Genomic DNA, 20,967 nt, shown 5'->3' with positions numbered 1-20,967 from the left:
AATGCTCCGCGAAGGTAGGCACCTTCGCGCGGCCCGTTGTTACCGAATTGTTAAGCTGGCCCAGCCGCGGGCTTGGCAGGCCACTTTCGCAGCTCAACCGTGGCAGCCGAAGCGGGCCACCGTGCGTAGAGGAAATACCTGTTATCCGGTTCTTTTTTTATGCCCGAACTGATTAGCCCACCCGCCTCCATCCCGGCTGCTGCGCCCGCGGCCACCCCGGCCCTAGCGGCCGGCCAAGCCGCTGCCCTCGCCCCGCGCCTGTTCGCGCAGGCCGCCCATTCTGATGTTGAAGGTAGTTTTCCAACCCAGGAATTTGACTGGCTGCGCGAAGCCGGGCTGCTGACGGCCCCGCTGCCCGCTGCACTGGGCGGCAGCAGCCTCAACGAATCAGCCCACACTTACGAGCTGCTCAGCACCCTGCGCCACATTGGGCGGGGCAACCTGGCCGTGGGCCGAGTGTACGAGGGCCATACCAACGCTTTGCAGCTCATCGGACGCTTCGGCCGGCCGGCACAGGTGCAGCACTGGGCCGCCGACGCCCGGGCGGGCCACCTGTTCGGCGTCTGGAACACCGAGGCCCACGACGGGGTGAAGCTGGAGCCGCTGCCCGACGGCCGCTTCCGGCTCAGCGGCAGCAAAACCTTCGGCTCGGGTGCCGGCCACCTCACCCGCCCGCTGCTCACGGCCGCCCTGCCCGATGGCGGCGGCTGGCAGATGCTGGTGCTGCCCGCCGACACCCAGGTACCCGAGTACGACGCCCGGTTCTGGCGGCCGTTAGGCATGCGGGCCTCGGCCAGCTTCCGGGTTGATTTTACGGGGCTCGAAGTGGGGCCCGAGCAGCTACTGGGCGCCCCCGGCGACTATTACCAGCAGCCCTGGTTTAGTGGCGGGGCCATCCGGTTTGCGGCCGTGCAGCTGGGCGGGGCCGAGGCCGTGTTCGACGAAACCCGCCGCTTTCTGCGCGCCCTCAACCGCACCGACGACCCTTATCAGCGTCAGCGCCTGGGCCAGCTGAGCATTCTGGTGGCCAGCGGCCAGCACTGGCTGCATGCCGCCGCCGAGCTGGCCGCCCGCCCCGGCGCCGATGCCGAAACGGTGGTGGCCCACGCCAACCTCGTGCGCTCGGCCATCGAGGACATCTGCCTGCGGGTGCTGCCGCTGGCCGAACGTTGCGTGGGCGCCAGGGGCCTGCTGCGGCCCGAGCCCTTCGAGCGCCTGCACCGCGACCTGACGCATTACCTGCGCCAGCCCGCCCCCGATGCCGCCCTGGCCGATGCCGGCCGCTACGCCCTGGCCCACCCCCGCCCCGCCCACCGTCTCTGGCACGAGTAAGTTTTTGGTGAGCTGTTAGTCACTAGCTATTAGCTGACAGCTTTCGGACCGACCAGTCTGGGTAGTTGTGGATGGTGAAAACTGCATTTTATAGAATTACGCCGAATGAACTTTGATTTCAATGCCCTACCCCTGCAGCCGGTCACCTATGCCGCCACGCTGGGGCCAACCGTGGTAATTGCCCCGCACCCCGACGACGAAAGCCTGGGCTGCGGCGGGCTGCTGGCGCTGCTAGCCCGCGCCCAGGTGCCCGTCTGGTGCGTACTGATGAGCGACGGCACGATGTCGCATCCCAACTCGGCCAGGTTTCCGGCCCCGGCCCGCCAGGCGTTGCGCGAAACCGAGCTGCGCCTGGCGCTGGCCGAGTTGGGTCTGAATCCGGCCAATTTGCTGACGCTACGCCTGCCCGATAGCCAGGTACCCGGCCCCGATGCACCGGCCGGCGCGGCAGCTGTGGCCCGCTTGGTCGAGTTTTTTCAGGAAAAGCAGCCGGCCACCGTGCTGTGCCCCTGGCGGCGTGACCCCCACCCCGACCATCGCGCCAGCAGCCAGCTCGTACGGGCCGCACTGGCGCAAATGCTGCCTTCGCCACGTCTGGTCGAATATCTGGTCTGGGCCTGGGAGCGGGCTGCCCCCGCCGACCTGCCCCAACCCGGCGAGGTAAGCGGTTGGCAGCTCAATATCAGCTCGGTGCTGGCCGAGAAGCAGCGCGCCATTGCTGCCCACGCTTCGCAGTTGCCCGGCTCCTGCATCGACGACGACCCCGCAGGTTTCACGCTGGCGCCCACCATGCTGGAGCACTTTGAGAACCCCATCGAAGTGTACCTGGAGGCCACCGCCTGAGTTATTGAACTACTGAGCTATTGGCTTTTAGCTGTCCGCTTTCGTTCTATCTCGCAGAGCGCTTGCCTTTTTTTGCCTCAATCATCTGCATATCAACTAACTGGATTTATACATGGAGCCGAACCCCAACCAGCCGCACACGCTGCCGCCCGACTATTTCGATAAAGTGTACGAGGCCAACCAGGACCCCTGGGACTTTGCCACCAGCGCCTACGAGCAGGAGAAATACGCCGCCACGCTGGCCGCATTGCCCCGCGAACACTACGCGCGGGCTTTTGAAATCGGCTGCTCACTGGGCATTCTTACGGCCCGGCTGGCCCCACGCTGCGACTACCTGCTGGCCGTTGATGTGGCCGAGGCCGCCCTGCAGCAGGCCCGCCAGCGTTGCGCCGACCTGCCGCAGGTGGAGCTGCAGTTGCTGCGGGTACCCAATGAATTCCCCCCAGGCCAGTTCGACCTGATTCTGGTGTCGGAAGTAGGTTACTACTGGAGCCCGGCCGACTTGGCCCGCGCCGCCGACCAACTGGTGGCGGCACTGCCGGCCGGCGGCCAGCTCGTGCTGGTCCACTGGACGCCCCCCGTGCACGACTACCCACTCACCGGCGACGCCGTGCACGAGTTCTTCCTCGAAAAAGCCACCCCCGATGGGCCCCTACGGCACCTACACGGCCAGCGCTACGAAAAGTACCGCCTCGACGTGCTGGAGCGCCGGTAGCTGGTTAGTGATTAGTGATTAGTGATTAGTGATTAGTGGCGGAACGTTATTCAGAGCATATGGCGCATCAAGACCCATGCTCTGAATGATGTTTCCTCACCAACCACTGATCAGAACCGGTGTCCGTGCCAGCTCAGTGCGTAGCGTGGCAATGCCTAGTGCCAGCGGCACCTGGGGCGTCGGATTGGGCAGCAGCAGCGGGCGGGCCCACTCCCAGCAGGCCCCGAAAGTGGCGTAGCCGGGCAAGGCTGCCAGCACTTCGGCCGGTATTTCTTCCAGCCCTGCCACCTCTTGCTTGCGTGTTTCGCCATGCTGGGCCAGTTGCCACTGCTGCCGCAGCCGGCGGCGCAGGTTCAACTCGTGCACTAGGGTGGCAGGGTCGGGCACCAGTAGTTGCTGCGCGCCCAGGCGGGCCCATTCGCGCAGCTGCCACGAGAGGCCCACGGCCACCCGCCCCTGCTGCCGGCCCGAAGTAAACACGCGCACGGCCGGACTATGGCGCACCCGTAAATCGTGGCGTAGTAAGGCCTGATACAGGGCTTCATCTTCCAGAAACGGCACCACCGGCAGCCCACCCACTTGCCGGTAGGCAGCCACCGTAACGGCCAGGCTGGCCCCAAAATGCTGGTGATGGCGGGGCCAGGGCTCGTGGGGCTGCGGGTCGAGCTGGGTTTCGAGCTGGGCCCGCAGCAGCTGGTAGGCGGCATCCTGGAGCTGGCAGCGGCGCACAGGACAGGCCCGGCTGGTTTCTTCCATCAGAATGCGGCCGGCCACGGCCTCAACGCCCAGCGCCAGCTCCCGGAACGTTGCGGCCAGCCAGTCGGGCGCCACGCGGGTATCGGCATCGGTGCTGATGATGGCGGCGCGGGGCTGGCCGGCCAGCTCCAGCCGCTGGGCGGCCTCATCCATGAGCAGGCGGCGGGCCCGGCCCACATGGGCCTCGGTGGGGGGCAGCGTCAGCTCGGCGACGTGCAGGGCCAGGGCCGGGTGGGTGGCGGCGAAGGCCCGTATGACCGCGGCCGTGCCATCGGTGCAGTTATTGGCCAGCACCAGCACCTCGAAGCAGCCGGGCGGCAGCGGCTCGCCCTGCTCGTTGGTTTGGGCAGCCAGCGCGGCCAGCGTGGCGGGCAGCGCATCCGCTTCATCCTTGGCCGGAATAATGACAGTGGCCCGCAATGTTGGGAAAGGCGGCGGCAAATGGCTCCAGGGCGAAACGGGCAACGCCGCGTTGTTGGGATGGGCCGAATGAAAGCGGTGCGGAGTGGCGTAGTCCATGCGCTGCTTTTTACGAGGCGCACGGTGTACGGTTGACCTCGAAATCAGCAAAAACCCCTACTGATGAGCTTTGAAGCCCGAAAAAGCAAAAGCTGCAGGCCGCAGGCCGCCCGAAAGCACCTGCAGCCTGCAGCTGGTAGCTGGTAGCGAAAAAGAGCTAGAACGCTTCGCCCACGGCGAAGATGATGCCCGAGTTGCCGCCCGAGCCCACGCCGTAGTCGAGGCGGATATTGAGCCGGTCGCGGCGGTTGAAGCGGAAGCGTATTCCTGCTCCACCGGCGTAGCGCATGCGGTCAAAGCTATACTCATCGATGTTAGGCGCAACCTGGCCCACGGCCCCAAACACGGCCCCATCGATGCGCCAGAACAGCTTCTGCCGGATTTCGGCCTGGGCCGTAGTGAACTGCCGGTCGCGGTAGCGGCCTTCGTAAATGCCACGCATCAGGTAGGCATTGTTGTAAAGAGAGCCGCCGAGCGTGGCGCCCATGCCGCCCCACTCGCGGAACGGCACGTCGCCCGTGTGGTACTGGCCCAGAAACTGCAGCGCCAGAATTGTGTTGTTGGAGCCGAACAGCGGGTTGAAGTGGCGCGCGTCCACCATGTAGCGGGTGAAGTTGTAGTCGCTACCCAGGCCCTTGCCGGCAAATAGTACGTGCGCATCTACGAAATTGCCCTGATACGTGGCCAGCACGTTGTCGCGGCTGTCGTAAAGCAGCGCCGGGCCCACGCCCGATGTGGTGTAGCCGCCGCGCTGCTCGGCCGGAATCTCTTCATAGGGACCGGGCGTGCTTTCGTCGTCGCCGTCCTTTAATTTAACCTCGCCCAGGTCGGTGAGGCGGTAGCGCAGGCCCACGAACAGGTTAGGCATCACCTTTACAAGGGCCTTCTCATCAAACACCCACAGTGGGTACTGGATGTTGGAATACACGTCCTCGTTGGTGTCGTTGCCGCGGCCGTAGTACTTAAACGCCAGGTCGAAGTAGCTCAATTCGCCCGAGAAAAAGAACTTCTCTTCCTTGGTAAAAATGGTGTGCGTGAGCTGTACGGTGGTCTGCTTTTTCTGCGAAATCCAGGCAATCAGGCGGGCATTGGATTTACGCACCGTGGTATCGGTGCCGAAGCGCCACACCGGCAAAATGGCCACGCCGCCAGCAAAACCGGTTTCCTGCTGATAAAAAGCAATGGGCACGGGCAGGAAACTCGGCTTATCGGGGTCGGAGGGCGTGAGCCTGATTTTGGTGGTAGTAGCTGGGGCCAGGGCTCGGTTGAGGCCCACCGGCGCGCCCGCAGGCTCAGTAGTGGGTTCGGCCGGGGCTACAATTTCGGGAGCCGCAGGGACCAGCACTGCCGAGGCCAGCAGAGGGGCAACTGAATCGGGAGCAGTTGACTGCGCCAGGGCAGCCGGGGTGGCCAGCGCGCTTAGCGCCAGCAACGGGTAGAAGAAGCGCATACGGTGATGGCCGGGGTAAGAAGAGAAGTGAAAGGAACCAACCCCTGCTGGCAGCGCCGCTACCACGAGCGGCCGCACGAATAGGGCTGTAGCCTCTGCTAACGCAACTGTAGCAGCCGCGGTTGCCGGCATTTTCAGACCAACCCCACCATCGAGAGTACCCCGGCCAGCATAATGGCTTTGCACCAGATGCTGAGCTGAGCGAAGTGCCGCCGCTGGTCGGCGCGGCGCAGGGCAGCGGCCAGTGCCAGCAGCGGAGCCAGCACCAGCACCAGCAGCCACAGGCCCAGCCCGTAGCGGTGGCTCATAAACAGGGCATTGAACACGGCTCCGGCTACCAGCAGCAGCAGGCAGGCCAGAAAAAACCCAGCTACCCACTTGGTGCGCGGCACGCCCCACACCAGCGGCAGCGTGCGGCACTCGTGCTGGGCGTCGCCGCGCATATCCTCCACGTCCTTCACAATTTCGCGCACCAGCGTGAGCAGGAAGGCGGCCAGCGCGTAGCCCCACACCGCCGAGCGGCCGGTGTTCAGCTGCAGCTCGGGCAGCAACACCAGCGCCGCCGTGAGGGTGGCAATGCTCACGTTGCCCACCAGCGCTACCCGTTTAAACCGGGCCGAGTAGCCCCACAGCAGCAGCGCCGAGCCCAAATTGACCAGCCCCAGCAGCGGCGAAAGCAGCCCCCCGATGGCCACGCCCAGCCCCGAAAGCACCAGGTGGGCCAGCATGGCATGGCGCCGGTTGATGCCGTGCCCCACCACCAGCCGCCCGGGCCGGTTGATGGCGTCAATCTTAACGTCGTAGTAATCGTTGATGATGTAGCCGGCCGCCCCGATGCACAGGGCCGCCAGCAGCAGCAACCCGAACCCGGGAGCCAGCACCTGGCGCCAGGGCGCAGCGGGCAGCAGCAGGCAGGCGCGCACCAGCAACAGACACAGGCCCATAATCAGCAGGTTGGGCAGGCGCACCAGCCGGGCCAGCTGCTGCCAGCCGCCGCCACCAGCCCCGGAGCCGGCCCCGCGCGCAGAAATACCGGCGGCAAACGAAGGCGAGCGAGCGAGCATAGACGAGGCCGTAAAGACGATAGGAAATACAAAGATGGACCAGCCGTAGCCAAAGGGCCTGAAAAAGCCTCTCCCGAAACCAGAAGAGGCATTTGCAGCCGACTTGCCGCGCCGCCACGCCCGCTTTGCCGTCCGTCCGGGTACTGCGCTCCGGCTGGCCGGAGGAGAAAGTTGGGCCGGAAGTTACAGTTCTGCGCTGCTAACCAGTGTTTACCAGGTACCCTGGGCCTTCATCACGGCTTCTATCAGTTCGCGCACGGCCCCGTGGCCGCCGGGCAGCTGGGCCACGTAGTTGCTGATGGCCCGCACATCGGCGGCAGCATCGGCGGGGCAGGCGGCCACAGCGCAGCGGCGCATCACCTCCAGGTCGGGCATATCGTCGCCCATGTAGGCAATGTTGGCCGTTTCGAGGTGATAGGTGTTGAGGTAGTTGTTGAAGATTTTCATCTTGTCATCAACCCCCAGATAGATGTCGCGCACATCGAGCGACTCCAGCCGCTTGCGGACGCCCTGCTCTTCGCGGCCCGAAATAACGGCCACCCGGTAGCCCTGCCGCAGGGCATGGCGCACGGCGTACCCGTCGCGGATATGGAAGGTACGGACTTGCTCGCCCGAGTTGAAGGCGAGCAGGGTGCCATCAGTCAGCACCCCGTCCACATCCAGAATGAATACTTTGACTGCTTTTAAATCAACGCTCGACGACATATCATGCATAGCAAATGCGCGCCCCGGCCAGCTTGCCGTGCACTAATAACAGAAAGAACTGACTGGCAGCACACGGCCGGACGGCCTATTGGTTGTCGCGCCACTCGTACACCCACTTGGCCTGAATCTGCTCCAGGTGGCCTTCGTTGGCCTGCTCGCGGGTGCCCTCAAAGTTGGGCAGGCTCAGCACCCAGTCCAGCAGCTCGGTAAACCGAACGCGGTAAATTTTAGGCTCGCCGAATTCGTTGCCGAACTTCTCGTACAGGGCAATGGCAACGTCCTCGTGGTCGCTCCACTGGATCGGGGGCTCGAAATGGTTCATAGGAAGAATATGGTGAATGGGAGAAACGTGGGGAAGGTGAGAACAGTAGCGAGTCGGACCGGGCAGCACATTCTCGCATTTTTCACGTTTCCTCACATGGCTATTTAATGCCCCAGAAAGTGCTGGGGCGGAATGCGCACCACTAGGTCGGAACTGCCCTGCACCACGCACTGGCAGGCCAGGCGCGAGTTGATGCGCGGGTTTTCGGCCCGGTCGATAAAGTCTTCCTCGGCGTCGGAAATTTCGGGCAGGTCGGCCTCGCCCCGCTCAATATAGACGTGGCAGGTGCTGCAGCCGCACACGCCGCCGCAGTTGTGCTGCAGCTGAATATCGTTGTTGAGGGCCACGTCCAGCACCGATTCGCCCTCGGCGGCCACGTGCGTCTGGTCGGGCTGGCCGTCCTGGAAGGTAAAGGTGATATTGATGGCTTTCACGGCGGAAGGCTAGGGGAAACAAGGCAAAAATTAAGGGGCAAAGGTACGGACGCCCCCCCCCGAATCAAAGCCGCGAACCGGACCCATTGTTTGCCGCAGCTGGTAGCAGCCCGGCCGTGGCCTGAATACTGGCTGTGAGCTGCTGATAGAGCTGCTGCCAGCGCGGCTGGGCGGCCAGCGCGGCTTCGTGGCGGGCGAGCGTGGCGGCATCATGGCGCACGGCCGGGCCAGTCTGGGCCACGAAGGGCGGCTGGGCTAGGGCCTTATCCACGGTTTCGCGGATGAGCGGGTGCAGCAACTCCCAGGGCAGCCCGGCGCCCGCCAGCAGCTCGCGCCCAATGCCGAGCAAATGGTTGGGGAAATTACTGACCCACACGGCCGCCACGTGCAGCTGCAGCCGCCGGGCCGAGTCCAGCTCCCGCACATCGGTACTGAGCGCGGCGGCCAGCCGGTGCAGGGTGGCCAGCGCGGCCGCATCAGTGGCCTCCAGGCACAGCGGCACATCCGCCCACGCTATGGCCCGGCCCGGCCCGAAGGTTTGGAGCGGGTAGAACACGCCGCCGCGCAGCTGCTCTTTATAAGGAGCAAACACGGACAGCGGCAGCGCCCCGGCCGTGTGGGCCACCAGGGCCCCGGCCGGAAAGCGGGCCGCGGCCAGCACGTCGGGCACTACCGCATCGGGCAGCGTGAGCAGGTACACGTCGGCGGGGGGCAGCTGGGTCAGGTGGGGGGCAAGGGCCGCCGTAGCCGGTAGCCGGGCCGCCAGCGCCGCCCCCGATTCGGGGTTGCGGCTCCAGAGGCCTACTACCTGGTGGCCGGCAGAAACCAATGCCGGGGCCAGATGAGCAGCTACGCGGCCAGCACCGAGCACCACCACGCGCAAGGATTTCAGATCGGTTATAAGCATGGAAGTAGAACTGACTATTTAGTAGTCTGGATCATATTTTTTTGAAAACTTTACCACTAAATGAAATAAATATTAGCGGTTTATTCGGCATATTGCCGATGCAAACGCTATTTGCCCTCCGGAGCGAATAGCGGCTGGCATTTCAACTCATGTCCTTTATCTCACTTTCTTTTCCGTTTTTTCATGACAAAACTCTACACGAAAGGCCGTTCTACCAAGGCTTGGCGTAAGCTGGCCCTGCTTGGCCTGCTGGGCCTGGCTACCGGAGCCGCCCACGCCCAGAGCCTGAACTATACAGTAGCCAATGCCACGAACGTAGCCGGCACCTACACCGATTTGGGCACCACCGGCACGGCCATTGCCACGGCCAACACCGACGACGCCAACTCGGCGGCTACCCCTATTGGTTTCAGCTTCAGCTTCAATGGCCAGAGCTTTACCAGCTTCGTGCTTAATACCAACGGAGCAATCCGGTTGGGGGCCGTGGCCCCTTCGGCAGCCGACCTGTTTATTACGCAGGACCAGGGCAGCACGTCTACCGATCCGCTGACGAGCACCAACGCGGCCAACACCAACATCCTGATGCCCTTCAACATCGACCTGATTGCCGGCACGGCAGCAGGAGGGGCGGAATATCGGGTAGCCACCACGGGCACGGCTCCGAACCGCGTTTGCACCATTCAGTGGAAGAACGTGAGCGACAAAGCGGGCAGCGGCACCGACATGGCAGCCACTCAGTATGCCAGCTTTAACTTTCAGGTAAAACTCTACGAAACCGCCAACCGGGTAGAATTTGTTTACGGCGCCGCCGTAGCAGGCACGGGAACTCCCGGCGCCCGGTTCCCCAATGTGGGCATTAAAGGTTCGGGCTCATCCGCTGGGCAGACAGTGTTAGGCGCACGGGCTGGCTCAACTGCAGCCTGGAGCACCACCACCTTTATCACGGGCAACTACTCGGCTCTTGGCTACACCCACAACTTCCGGTCTACTACTACGCCCGATCTGGGGCGCACTTACCGCTTCAACCAGGCCCCTCTCATCGCCAACGACGTAGCGGTGCGGTCGGTGTTTACGCTGGGCCAGGTTACCCGCGAGTTCAACTCGCCCCATGTGGTGCAGGCTATTGTTACCAACAACAGCAGCGGCACGCTCACCAACATTCCGGTTACGCTTACCGTGAGCGGCCCCAACACGTTTACCAACGTGCAAACGGTGGCCTCGCTGACCACGGGTCAATCGGCAACGGTTACTTTCGCAGCCTATCCGCTGACCTCGACCGGCACCAACACCCTCCGGGTAACCGTACCGGCCGACGAGGTAAACACCAACAATGCACTGGTGGCCTCGCAGAACGTGAACACCAACCGGCTTTCTTACATCGACCCCAACGTGGCATTTAGCGCCGGTGGAGTGGGCGTGGGCGGTGCCGAGGGTATTCTGGCAGCCAAATTCAGCGTAACCAAGCCTACCACGGTGTACACCGTTAAGCCAACTTTTGCGCCCAGTGGCACGACGCCCAACGTTTCGCCGTACCAGATTGTGCTGCTCGACGCTACGGGTACCGGTGGCACCCCTGGCGCTATTCTGTACACCTCGCCTACCCAAACGCGGCCAGCAGCCGGTGGCACTGTTGCGGTAGCTATTCCGAACATTGCCGTAGGTAGCGACTTCTACGTTGGCGTGAAGGAACTGGATACCAATCCGGGCCTGGCCTCCCAGTTGGAAGATCCGTTGCGGCCAAATACTTTCTACTACAAGACGGCTACCGGTGCCTGGACTTCGGTAAACGCTACCACGCTGCGCACCCGTCTGGCGCTGGAAGCCGGACTCGGTACCCCCGCCGCCTGCGACGTGCCAACGGCCCTGACAGTTGCCAGCCCCTCGCCTACCACGGCTACCGTTACGTTCACTGCCGCTGCCGGTGCCACGGGTTACAGCATCATCTACGGCCCAACCGGCTTCAACCCCAACTCGGCCGGCACTACCGTAACCACCGCCGCCTCGCCTTACACCATCACCGGCCTGGCGGGTCTGACGAGCTATGATGTGTACATCCGCACGAATTGCAGCGCCAGCAGCCAGAGTGATCTGGTGGGCCCGGTAAGAGTAACGACTGCCTGTCAGCCGCCCATTATCAGCACGTTCCCCTACACCGAGAACTTCGATGGGGTAGCCACCGACAATCTACCTTGCGGTGTTACGGTGAGCAACGTCAACGGTGATGATGAGTCCTGGTTCGTTACGGATCAGCGGGGCCCCGCTTCGGCTCCCAACCACATTGCCTACTTCTTCAGCACAACCAACACGACGACTGCCGTTGACGACTGGTTCTACACCCCGGCGCTGTTCATGCGGGCTGGTTCCACTTACCAGCTCACCTTCAAGTACAAGGCGTTGGTATTAGGTACGTTTGAAAAAATGGAGGTAAAGTACGGTACTGCCGCCACCCCGGCTGCTCAAACCAACCTCCTGTGGAGCAACAACAACATCGTTAACACGTCTTACGTAACGACCACTCCTGGTACGGGCGCAGGCCAAGTAATGGCCATCACTCCCACCACCAGCGGCAACGTTTACATCGGTTTCCACGCCAACAGTGATGCCGATCAGTATGCGCTGTTCGTGGATGATATCACGGTAACGTCGGCTGCTGTAACCGGCACTTCGTCGGCCCTACAGAAGGCCATCAACCTCTACCCCAACCCGACGGCCGGTAACCTTACGGTGGCAGTTAGCGGCGCCAATGCCAAAAACGGCCTGCAGGTTGAAGTAACCAACATGCTGGGTCAGCGCGTGCACACGAGCACCGTGCGCGACAACGCAGTAAAGACCATCGACCTCTCGAACCTGGCCAACGGCATGTACACTGTGAAGGTGCGCAACGGCAACGAGTTCATGATGCGTACTATCTCGGTGCAGAAGTAATTCAGTCCCGCGAGTGTACCCGAAAAGGGGCAGCCATCTGGCTGCCCCTTTTTTGTGCGGGGAGGGAGGGCAGCTTGCTCTACGGCGCAGCGAGGTGCAGGCCGCAGGCTGTTCTTTTGCCTGCTATTACATGGTAGCCCTAACGGGGTAACACAACCGGCTGAACGGCTGGGGTCGCTCCGCGGTGGATCCGACGCGCTTCTGCTCCCCACTACTGCCTGCAAGCCATCTTGGTAAAGCTGCCGCAGCTACTGCCTCTACCTGTTGGCGACCTACTGAACAGCCTCTACCCTATGCTCCCATGAAATTCATCCGACCTCCCATGAAATTTATGACACTCCGCAGCGGCTGAACCCAAGCTGCTGGGGCCCGCATTGGCGAGGGAGACCAAGCAAAAGCGCCCCCGACGCACTAGCATCGGGGGCGCTTTTGGTGTGGTTGGTAGTAACCGGGCCTTAGGCTACGGCCTTGGGGCGGGGCATTACCGGGCGGGGGCGGGCACCTGCTTCGGGGGCGGGTACGGCCGGCGCTTCGGTTTCGCGGCGGCGTTTGTAGATGGCCATACCGAAGCCCAGCGCCATGAGCAGCGTACCGCTCCAGAGCAGGTTGATAAAGGGCTTTTCAACGGCTTTCAGAATGATGTAGTCCTTCTGCGTGGTGCTCACGCCGAAAGTAAACTTGCCCTCCTGGGGTTCCACATTCAGGAACGAGAGGCGTAGGCCCAGGTCTTCGGCTTCGTCGGGCACGCGGCCGATGAGGCGGTTGCGCACCACAAACACCGGGTGCATGTGGTACTGCTTTTTCTCGCCTGACACCAGAAAATCGGCCTGAATGGCCAAGTCGCCCTTAGCCAGGCCGAGGCCGGCGGTTTGCTTGGCCGGCTCGACGCCCCGGAATACGGCGAAGTAGTCGTTGAGGAAAATCGTGTCGCCAATGCTGAGCACGTGCTCCTTCACCTCACTCCAGTCTTTTTCCTGGTCGATGGGCGGTACGGCGCTGATGTGGGAGTAGATGTCATGGTCGAGGAACACCTTCACATCGGGCGAAGCCAGCAGGCCGCCCATCTGCTCGTTTACCTGGGCCCGCGGGTACAGCGTAAACTGGCTCTTATTCTCACGGTCCTGATATTCGACGCGGTAGTAGGTGTTTTCGGGCAGAATTTCGAGCGTGTCGCCGGCCTTGTAGTACACCTTGTCGCCGCGCTTGATGTCGGAGCGGGCCAGGGCCTTGTACTCGTCGGCGGTGCGGTAGAGCTGCTGCTTATCCACGTAGCCGGGCACGCCGGGCACATCGAAATACTGGCCGGTGTAGCGCACATCGTACTTGTCCATGCGCGTTACGTCGTTGCGCCACAGCAGTACGTTGTCCTGGTTGGTGGTCTGGTCGAACTCGCGCGAATACAGCAGGCCGGAGGTGTTCTGGCTGATGACGTTGGAGTAGCCCGACGAAGCCAACACGCCCAGCAGCATCAGGGCAATACCGATGTGGGCCACGCCGCCACCCGACAGGCTCACCTTGCGCCGCAACAGCGTGAACACCATGCTCAGGTTGGCCAGCACCCCGAACAGGGCCGTGGTCAGGAGCGCGATGTACGAAAGCTCCATCTTCTTGCCATTGTACTGCACCAGCAGAATAACCAGGGCCCCACCGAGCAGGGAGAGCATAGCGGGCACCGTAAGGGTGCTGCTCAGCGAAGAACGGTCGTTTTTCTGCCACCACATCAGCTGAGCCAGGCCCGAGCAAAAGGCTACACCTACGCCCAGCCAAAGCTGGAACTTGGAGTAATGGGCAATCTGATCGGCGGGCAGGGCCAAGTTGGATTTGATGCCGATGAAGCCCAGGAAGGCATTATACACCGGAATGCTGGTCGTAAACAGCACCTGGAACGCGCCCAGGCACAATACCGTAGCGCCCACAAACACCCACAACTCGGGGTTGTACGTGGTCAGCTCCTTTTCGGAAATCGGTATTTTCTTCCAGCGCGAAACCAGCAGCACGATGCTCAGCACCACGAAGGCCGCCAAGTAAATCATCAGCTGGCCCGACAGACCCAGGTCGGTGAACGAGTGGACGGAGGCGTTGCCCAGCACACCCGAGCGGGTGAGGAAGGTAGCGTAGAGAATGAGCAGGAAGGTGGCAATAACGAGCACGAACGACGTGCGCAGCGCCAATTTGCTGCGCTGCCACAGAATCAGGCCGTGGATGGAAGCCACCAGCACCAGCCATGGGATGTACACCGCGTTTTCGACAGGGTCCCAGTTCCAGTAGCCGCCAAAGTTGAGGGTTTCGTAGGCCCAGTAGGCCCCCATTACAATGCCGACGCCCAGAATCAGGCCGCCCCAGAGACTCCAGCGCAGGGCCGGGCGCGTCCAAGCGCTAAACTCGCCCTTCCAGAGGCCGGCTACGGCGTAGGCAAAAGGCACCAGCGTAAGAGCGAAACCCAGGAACAGCGTGGGTGGATGAATGACCATCCAGTAGTTCTGCAACAGCGCGTTCAGGCCGGTGCCGTCGGTGGGCACAAAGTTGGGGTTGGTCTGCCACACGGGCAGGTCGGGCATGAAGTCGCGCAGCAGGATAAACGGCGAAGAGCCGATTTTGAGGTCGCCCAGCACAATGCCCAGAATCATGGACGTGAGGAAGAGCTGCACGCCGGCGAAAATGGCCATTACCGGGGCCTCCCAGCGCTTGGCCGAGCGCATCAGGATCAGACCCAGGCACACATGCCAGAAGATCCAGAGCAGAAAACTACCCTCCTGCCCTTCCCAGAAGCAGGAAATCATGTAGTAAATGGGCAGGTGGTTGCTGCTGTGGCTCCAGGCGTAGTAGTACTCGTAGCGGTGGCCATGAATAATACCAAACAGGCTCACAATAACCGCCAGCACAGCCACCGAATGCACGATGAAGGCACCACGGCCCAGCTTCATCCAGCCGGCATCGGTGTCGCCCAGCGCCCGGCCCCGGGCAGCCATATAGTAGGAGTACGCCGCCACGGTGGCCGCCACAAACGCCAGAATAACACTTAAGTGCCCGACGTCGCCGATGAGAGTGTTCAGCATGCTTGCTTTATTAGTGCGTAGTGCTTAGTGCTTAGTGCTTAGTGAACAGAGCTTAGCCGTGGACGCTTAGAAAAAACTGCTTTTCCCAAGCACTATCACCTAAGCTCCAAGCACTAATTGATAGATGCGGTAGCGCCCTTCACCTCGTTCTCCACGTACTTGGAGGGGCACTTAAGCAGAATTTTGTCGGCCACGAAGATGTCGTTGCGCATGGCGCCGGTGATGACCACCTGCTCCGACTTGTCGAAATCCTGGGGTTGAGGGTTGAAATACACGACGCGCTGGGCAATCCGGTTGGTATCAACCAACGTGAAGGCGAAGTAGTTAGGATCGAGGGTAGGATTATACTCCAGGCCCATGATGTTCTTCTGGCCGTCGCGGGGCAGGCGGCCTACTACGTGCACCTTGGTCAGGTTGCCGTCGGCGGCCCGCTCACGGGCTTCCTTGAACGAGACGTACACGCTGGCGTCGCCGGCCGTGCTGGTGATAATGGCAATGGCCACGGCAATGATGGCCATGACAAAAATGTGGGCTTTTTTCATGTCGATTAAAACAGGAGGCAACTCCGGTTGGAGTCAGAAGTCAGCTTGGAACAACAATTGGGGCCGCAAAGGTCCGCAAAAACCAGTGAATGAGGGAATGAATGAGTTGGTGAATGGAAGCAGGTTCTGTCATTCTGCAAGGGGCGCAGACTTGAGGCAGAACGATTCACTTATTCACCGAGTCACTATTTCACCGCTCCTCCCCTATTTCCTTCTCCAGCCGACTCAGCTTCCGGTCGAGCGAAATCAGGAACAGCAGCAACCCGGCCAGCACCACGGCAATGACGGCTACTACCACGTAAATTTTGCCGCTCTGGCGCAGGACTTCGGCCATTTCGGGCTGGGCGCCGGGCGCCTGGGCCAGGGCCGGCCACACCGGCAGCAGCAGGGCCAGCAGCAGCAGGACCTTTGGGCCCAGGGCTCCGGGAGCCGGGCTACGCAATTTGCTTTTCATACACTTTCAGTTTGAGCACGGAAATGCGGGTGGCCAACTGGGCCACCCAGAAAGCCAGCAGCGTCCAGCCAATGACGGCCGGATAGAACACCAGACGCATGTCGCTGTCGAGGTCGTACCGGGCGAAGGCCGGGTTGCCGCCCGCGCCGGGGTGCAACGAGTCGGTCAGGCGCGGCAGGATGTAGAACAGCGGCATGGCCACGGCGAAGGCGAAGATGTTGTAGATGGCCGACACCCGGGCCCGCTGCTGCTCATCGGTAAAGGAAGAGCGCAACACCAGATAGGCACCGTAGATGAGCATGGCGATAGCCGCTCCGTTGAGCTTGGGGTCGTTGGTCCACCACGCGCCCCAGGTGAAGCGGGCCCAGATGCTGCCCGTGGCCAGGCCCACGCAACCCATTAGAATGCCCGTGCGGGCCGCCTCGTGGGCCTTAATATCGAGCGCGGGCGTGGGGGTGCGCAGGTAGCGTACCGAGTAGTACACCGAGGCCACCAGAATGGCCGTCATGCCAAACCACATGGGCACGTGGAAGTACAGGTTGCGGATGCTCTCGTTGAGAATGGCCAGCCGCGGCACCGGCATCAGCAGGCCCGCCACCGCCACGTACAGCAGCAACACCACAGTCAGGGCTTTCCACCAGTTTCTTTTCATGAGCTGTTCGCTATTAGCTGTTGGCTGTTAGCTTTTTAGAATCGTTATTTTGTAACAAAGGAGGATATCGAAAGGTCAGCTATACACTAACAGCTGACAGCTAAAAGCTTCTTTTCAGCTTCTCCAAAGGAAGGGAAACAGCAGGTACGACACGGCCCCGACGATGAGGTTAAGGGCCACCAGCGTGAGCAGGGAGTTACGGCTGGCTTCGAATTCGAGGCCGTCGAGGGCGTTTTTGGATACTTTGATGAGCAGCAGCAGCATGGGCACCATTAGCGGGAAGCCCAGCACGGCCATCAGCGTGCTGCTGTTGGTGGCCTTGGCAGCAATGCCCGATACCAGCGTGAGCGTGCCGGCAAAGCCTACCGCGCCCAGCAGCACGTTGCCCACAAACAGCGGCACATTCTGCACCGGGTTGCCCAGCACCAGCGAGTAGAGCGCAAAAGCTACCAGCGCCAGCCCCAGCAGCAGCAGGGCGTTGTAGGCAATTTTAGCCAGAATCACGGCCTGGGGCCGCACCACAGTGTAGTAGTAGAGCATCCGGCCCCGGCTTTCCTGCAGAAAGCCCTTGGCCACCGCATTGATGGCCGAAAACAGCAGCACAATCCAGAACAGCGCATTCCAGGCCGGAGCGGGCAGCTGCCCCCCGCGCAGCGAGAAGCTGAGGTAACAGACGAATACCGTGCTGCTCACGTACAGCAGCATGCCGTTCAGAGCCGCCCGCTGCCGCCATTCCAGCCGGAAGTCCTTCTGCATCAACACCCAGATTTCACTTAGCAGCGCCACGGCAACTCGGCTCGTTGAAAGGACCACAAAGATACAACCCAACCCCCGGACTACCTGCCTTCCGCACCTTATTCCGCCCTAATTGCCCAGCCAGACGCACGAGAGCGGGTTTTCCGATGTGGAAAACCCGCTCTCGTGCGTACTCTTTCGTCTTGCCTGACGCCGCTCTTAAAAGTCGTAACCCAGCGTAGCGTAAATTTTCGGGCCGGTGGTGGTGTACTGCTCGCGGCCCCAGGCTACGTCGCCTTTCACGTAGAAGCCCAGCATAGTGGTGCGGATGCCCGCGCCATAACCATACAGCAGCGGGTTGGTAAAGTTGATGACCGTGGCCGAGAAGCCCCCTTGGGATGGAGTACGCGTGTTGTTGGAATTATTGACACTGAACGGATTAGAACCCGAATACGTGGTCCCCATATCGCCAAAGGCCGTTAGCTGCAGGTTGCGGAAGAAGCCCGACTCGATGGGCCGGCGCGAGAAATACTGCACGATAGGCAGGCGCAGCTCGGAGTTGAAGAGCACGTACTTGCGGCCCACCCGCTTGCTGTAGTCGTAGCCCCGCAGATTGGTTACGAACTGCTGGTAGAACATCTGCGTGGGGTCGAGCTGGGTGGATTCACTCACTTGGTTTCCGTTCTCGGTGATGTAGCGCGAATCAGCAAAGTCAGCATTCAGCCAGTTATCCATACCGCCGAGGCGGAAGAACGGTGAGGTTGATCCGCCCCCCATGTACTGCCCGAAACTGGCCCGGTTGGCCCAGATCAGCTGGCGGTGCAGCTTCTGGTAGTGGCGCAAATCGACGGTAAGCTTGGTGAAACCCGAGTTGTTGCCGCTCAGGTCGCGCAGCTTGTTGATACCGGCTTTCATGCGCGTACCCTGCAGCATGTTGATGCCGGTTATCACCGAGTTGTCGAATACCAATTCGGCCTCGCCACCCAGATAATTCGTGTTTACGTCGAAGTTATTAGACAGGTCGCTGTAGAGCCGGCGGCTTACGTTTACGAAGCGCGGGCCCAGCCGCACGCTCAGGTTATGGGTGAGCGGATAAGCAATGGTGGGGGCAATTTCGTGGCGGCCGTAGCGCAACCGAACATCCGCGTTACCATTGAGGTCAGGAAAATACGCCTGCTTCTGGTAGCGGATACTCCAGTCGTAGCGGTGCTTGAGGTTGGTGTACTCGGCAAAAATGTTGCTCGTACGCAGGTCGGTGAGGGCGAAGATGCCGGCCTGAATCCGGTGATCCTCCATCAGGTCCGACATGTTCACCTGGGCCGAGAAGCCCAGCCCCAGCAGCGGATCGGCCGTGAGCGTCGATACCACATTGTCGATGCTGAACGGGGTGCCGTAGCGGAAGGGTCCGGCCAGCGTGGGCGCCTCAGCAGCGGCGGACTTGGGCAGGGCTACAACCGTAGCAGCCCGCCGCCGGGCAACGGCCGGGGTTTGTGCCCGCGAAGCCGGAATATCTTCATCGAACTCGTAGTTGTTGGGATTCACGCGGCTGTCGGCCGTTTTATCGGCTGCTTTCGGAGCCGGAGCCGGAGCCGCCGGGGCTGCATCGGTGGGAGCAGTGCCCTGAGCGCGGGCCACGGTAGGGCCGGGCCGGTTGGGAGCCACGGCCTTGGCCGGCCGCGAGCGGTCTTCCAGAATTTCCTGGCGAGCCGTTTTAGACAGCTTCAGGTCGGCGGGCAGGGCGTAGCTGGGATACAGGTAGGCGTTGCTGCGCCCATCGGCCATGGCCGTCAGGCCCAGCGTGCCGGTGGTGGCGTTGTAGTCGAAATCCTGCACGCCGGCCAGGAAACTGCTGACGGGCTGGTAGTCGCGGGTGCTGAAGGAGTAGCGGTAAATGCTGCGCACCCCGCTCTCCTCGCTCACAAACAGGATTTCGTCGTTGCTCAGGGCCCGGGGGCGGCTTTCGTTGGAAATCGTGCTTACCAGCACTTCCACCGGCTGCGCGCGGCCGTCGAGGTGGTAGCGGTAGAGGTCGTAGTTGTTCACTACCGAGGCAAAGGAGCCCCGGGCCGTGCCCGCCGAATCGAGCCAGCGGTTGGAGCTGAACACGAGGCTCTGGCCGTCGGGCATAAACACCGGCTCCACGTCGTCGAACACATCGTTGGTGATTTTTTCGGGAGCCCGGCTGCCGGCCCGCAGCAGGTACAGGTCGCTCTGCCCCTGGCGCACCCCGCTAAACACCGCCGATTTGCCATCGGGCGAGTAACTCAGGGCTGTCACCTGCGAGAAGGACGAGAACAGCGAGGTACGCCGGCCAAAACGGGGCAGCAGCCCCTTAAGGCGGGCCGCCAGATTACCCAGGCCGCCGTTGGCCTCGCGCAACTGCAGCACCAGCTGGCCGCGCTGCTCCTCCACTACGGCTACCTGCCCGTTGCCGCGCCAGGCCAGCAGCGGCAGCCGGGTTTCCACCTGCTGATCGGGGGTTTTGTAGCCCCCGCGGTGCAGCACGTCGCGGCCGCGGCCGTTCTGGTTTACCACCAGCACGCGGTAGCGGCCCCGGTCGTTCTGCACGTAGGCCAGCCGCTGGCCGTTGGGGCTGAGCACGGGCTGGCTGTACAGGATGTTGCGGCGGTTGCGGCCGGCCAGGCTGTTCTTATCGTCGAGTTCCTGAAACGGCGTGAGCGGCTGGGCGTTTAGCTGGCGGTAGTAAGCCAGCCAGTCTTTCAGAAACACCTTGTAGGGCACGTTCAGCGAGGAACTGATGCCCACTTCCACGTCGCGGGTGATGCGCGTGAGGTTTAGAATATTCTGGATGCTGGTATAGCCGTAGCGCTCGGCAATGTAGTTCCACACGCTCTGGCCGGCCAGCTCGGGGTTGCGCAGGAAGAACGGGGCCGTACGGTTGCCCTCATGCTCCTGCAACATGGTGCGCATGTAATCGTCCATTTCCACGCTCCAGCCCTGGGCCGCGTAGGCCGAGGCGCCGTCGATAAACCAGCTCGGTAGCTGTAGCAGGTAGCTGCTCTGGATGACCTCCTTAAGCGAGCCGCCGTACATCATATCGTTGAGCAGCACCTCAGTAATGCGGCCGCTCAACTCCTGCTTGAACTGCGTTTGGGTACCCTGGAAGGCAATCTGAACCTTGGTGGAGCGGGCCAGCGCGGTTTCGCCGCCGCTGGTGTATTTCTCGGAGGCCAGGCCCACGTTGCTCTGCCGCAGGTCGCCCACCGAGTTGAAGAGCATAATCGTGGTTTTCGAGTACGGGTAGTACCCAATCAGGCCGGTAATGCGCTGGAGCTCCTTTTCGGCGTACTCAGCCGCGTGACGGGCGTTGGTTTCGCCCCCGGCATAGTAGTATACGGTGAAATTCTGCGTGCTGAACTGCAGCCAGTCGAAGTTTTTGTACTGAATACGGACCCGCCCAAAGGGCTCCTGGGCCGTCTGGGACCAGGCGGCGGGGCCGGTGGCCAGCAGCCCGGCCAGCAGCAGCACCGAACCAGCGGGCCGTGCCAGTCCCGGCCGGAAAAGAAAGGAGACGTGCTTCATATCAAAAACCGAG

General features: G+C 62.0%; 17 protein-coding genes. 4 read left to right on the top strand and 13 right to left on the bottom strand.

The genetic code is table 11. The features are described from left to right. The first annotated feature begins 159 nt into the window (after window positions 1–159). From BLW21_RS14225 to BLW21_RS14215, 3 genes are all read left to right on the top strand, one after another. A complete protein-coding gene (locus BLW21_RS14225; protein WP_092741174.1) occupies window positions 160–1,332 on the top strand; it encodes an acyl-CoA dehydrogenase family protein in 1,173 nt (390 codons plus the stop codon). A gap of 105 nt (window positions 1,333–1,437) precedes the next feature. Then, window positions 1,438–2,175: a PIG-L deacetylase family protein gene (locus BLW21_RS14220; protein ID WP_092741172.1), complete on the top strand. Its 738-nt coding sequence runs from the start codon at window positions 1,438–1,440 to the stop codon at window positions 2,173–2,175. Between the two features lie 112 nt (window positions 2,176–2,287). After that, window positions 2,288–2,890 carry a class I SAM-dependent DNA methyltransferase gene (locus BLW21_RS14215; protein WP_092741170.1) on the top strand — a complete coding sequence of 201 codons (603 nt, stop codon included), beginning with the start codon at window positions 2,288–2,290 and terminating at the stop codon, window positions 2,888–2,890. 96 nt (window positions 2,891–2,986) lie between these two features. Here BLW21_RS14215 and BLW21_RS14210 read toward each other — a convergent pair whose 3' ends face one another. From BLW21_RS14210 to BLW21_RS14180, 7 genes are all read right to left on the bottom strand, one after another. Then, on the bottom strand, window positions 2,987–4,165 hold the full coding sequence (locus BLW21_RS14210; protein ID WP_092741168.1) for a glycosyltransferase family 2 protein: 1,179 nt from the start codon (window positions 4,163–4,165) through the stop codon (window positions 2,987–2,989). 157 nt (window positions 4,166–4,322) lie between these two features. Beyond that, window positions 4,323–5,615: a BamA/TamA family outer membrane protein gene (locus BLW21_RS14205; RefSeq protein WP_092741166.1), complete on the bottom strand. Its 1,293-nt coding sequence runs from the start codon at window positions 5,613–5,615 to the stop codon at window positions 4,323–4,325. Between the two features lie 134 nt (window positions 5,616–5,749). Further along, window positions 5,750–6,679, bottom strand: coding sequence for a geranylgeranylglycerol-phosphate geranylgeranyltransferase (locus BLW21_RS14200; RefSeq protein ID WP_092741164.1), 930 nt, complete (start codon window positions 6,677–6,679; stop codon window positions 5,750–5,752). Window positions 6,680–6,889: 210 nt separating this feature from the next. Then, on the bottom strand, window positions 6,890–7,384 hold the full coding sequence (locus BLW21_RS14195; protein ID WP_092741162.1) for a KdsC family phosphatase: 495 nt from the start codon (window positions 7,382–7,384) through the stop codon (window positions 6,890–6,892). A gap of 85 nt (window positions 7,385–7,469) precedes the next feature. Next, entirely contained in the window at window positions 7,470–7,706 is a 237-nt protein-coding gene (gene iscX, locus BLW21_RS14190; RefSeq protein WP_092741160.1) for a Fe-S cluster assembly protein IscX, read from the bottom strand. Between the two features lie 104 nt (window positions 7,707–7,810). Beyond that, entirely contained in the window at window positions 7,811–8,140 is a 330-nt protein-coding gene (locus BLW21_RS14185; RefSeq protein WP_092741158.1) for a 2Fe-2S iron-sulfur cluster-binding protein, read from the bottom strand. 64 nt (window positions 8,141–8,204) lie between these two features. After that, complete coding sequence (locus BLW21_RS14180) at window positions 8,205–9,047, bottom strand: Rossmann-like and DUF2520 domain-containing protein (protein WP_092741156.1); 843 nt, start codon at window positions 9,045–9,047, stop codon at window positions 8,205–8,207. A gap of 183 nt (window positions 9,048–9,230) precedes the next feature. Between BLW21_RS14180 and BLW21_RS14175 the strand changes: the two genes are divergently transcribed. Continuing rightward, entirely contained in the window at window positions 9,231–11,972 is a 2,742-nt protein-coding gene (locus BLW21_RS14175; protein ID WP_092741154.1) for a T9SS type A sorting domain-containing protein, read from the top strand. A gap of 455 nt (window positions 11,973–12,427) precedes the next feature. Here the strand turns inward: BLW21_RS14175 and ccsA (BLW21_RS14170) are convergent, their stop codons facing one another. From ccsA (BLW21_RS14170) to BLW21_RS14145, 6 genes are all read right to left on the bottom strand, one after another. Beyond that, on the bottom strand, window positions 12,428–15,028 hold the full coding sequence (gene ccsA, locus BLW21_RS14170; protein WP_092741152.1) for a cytochrome c biogenesis protein CcsA: 2,601 nt from the start codon (window positions 15,026–15,028) through the stop codon (window positions 12,428–12,430). A gap of 113 nt (window positions 15,029–15,141) precedes the next feature. After that, window positions 15,142–15,570 (bottom strand): cytochrome c maturation protein CcmE domain-containing protein, encoded by a 429-nt coding sequence (locus BLW21_RS14165; protein WP_092741150.1) that lies wholly within the window; start codon window positions 15,568–15,570, stop codon window positions 15,142–15,144. Window positions 15,571–15,760: 190 nt separating this feature from the next. Further along, entirely contained in the window at window positions 15,761–16,024 is a 264-nt protein-coding gene (locus tag BLW21_RS14160; protein ID WP_092741148.1) for a CcmD family protein, read from the bottom strand. Further along, on the bottom strand, window positions 16,005–16,676 hold the full coding sequence (ccsA, locus tag BLW21_RS14155; RefSeq protein WP_092741146.1) for a cytochrome c biogenesis protein CcsA: 672 nt from the start codon (window positions 16,674–16,676) through the stop codon (window positions 16,005–16,007). The genes BLW21_RS14160 and ccsA (BLW21_RS14155) overlap by 20 nt, the downstream gene beginning before the upstream one ends. A gap of 114 nt (window positions 16,677–16,790) precedes the next feature. After that, complete coding sequence (locus BLW21_RS14150) at window positions 16,791–17,432, bottom strand: heme exporter protein CcmB (protein WP_092741477.1); 642 nt, start codon at window positions 17,430–17,432, stop codon at window positions 16,791–16,793. A gap of 198 nt (window positions 17,433–17,630) precedes the next feature. After that, the gene (locus tag BLW21_RS14145) at window positions 17,631–20,954 is read right to left on the bottom strand and encodes a TolB-like translocation protein (RefSeq protein WP_175470977.1); all 3,324 of its coding nucleotides are present in this window, start codon (window positions 20,952–20,954) and stop codon (window positions 17,631–17,633) included. Between the last annotated feature and the right edge of the window lie 13 nt (window positions 20,955–20,967).

The organism is Hymenobacter psychrophilus (assembly GCF_900107135.1).
Lineage (GTDB): Bacteria > Bacteroidota > Bacteroidia > Cytophagales > Hymenobacteraceae > Hymenobacter > Hymenobacter psychrophilus.
Note: the sequence above shows the minus strand (reverse complement) of the source record. Positions and strands in the feature narration are given on the sequence as shown.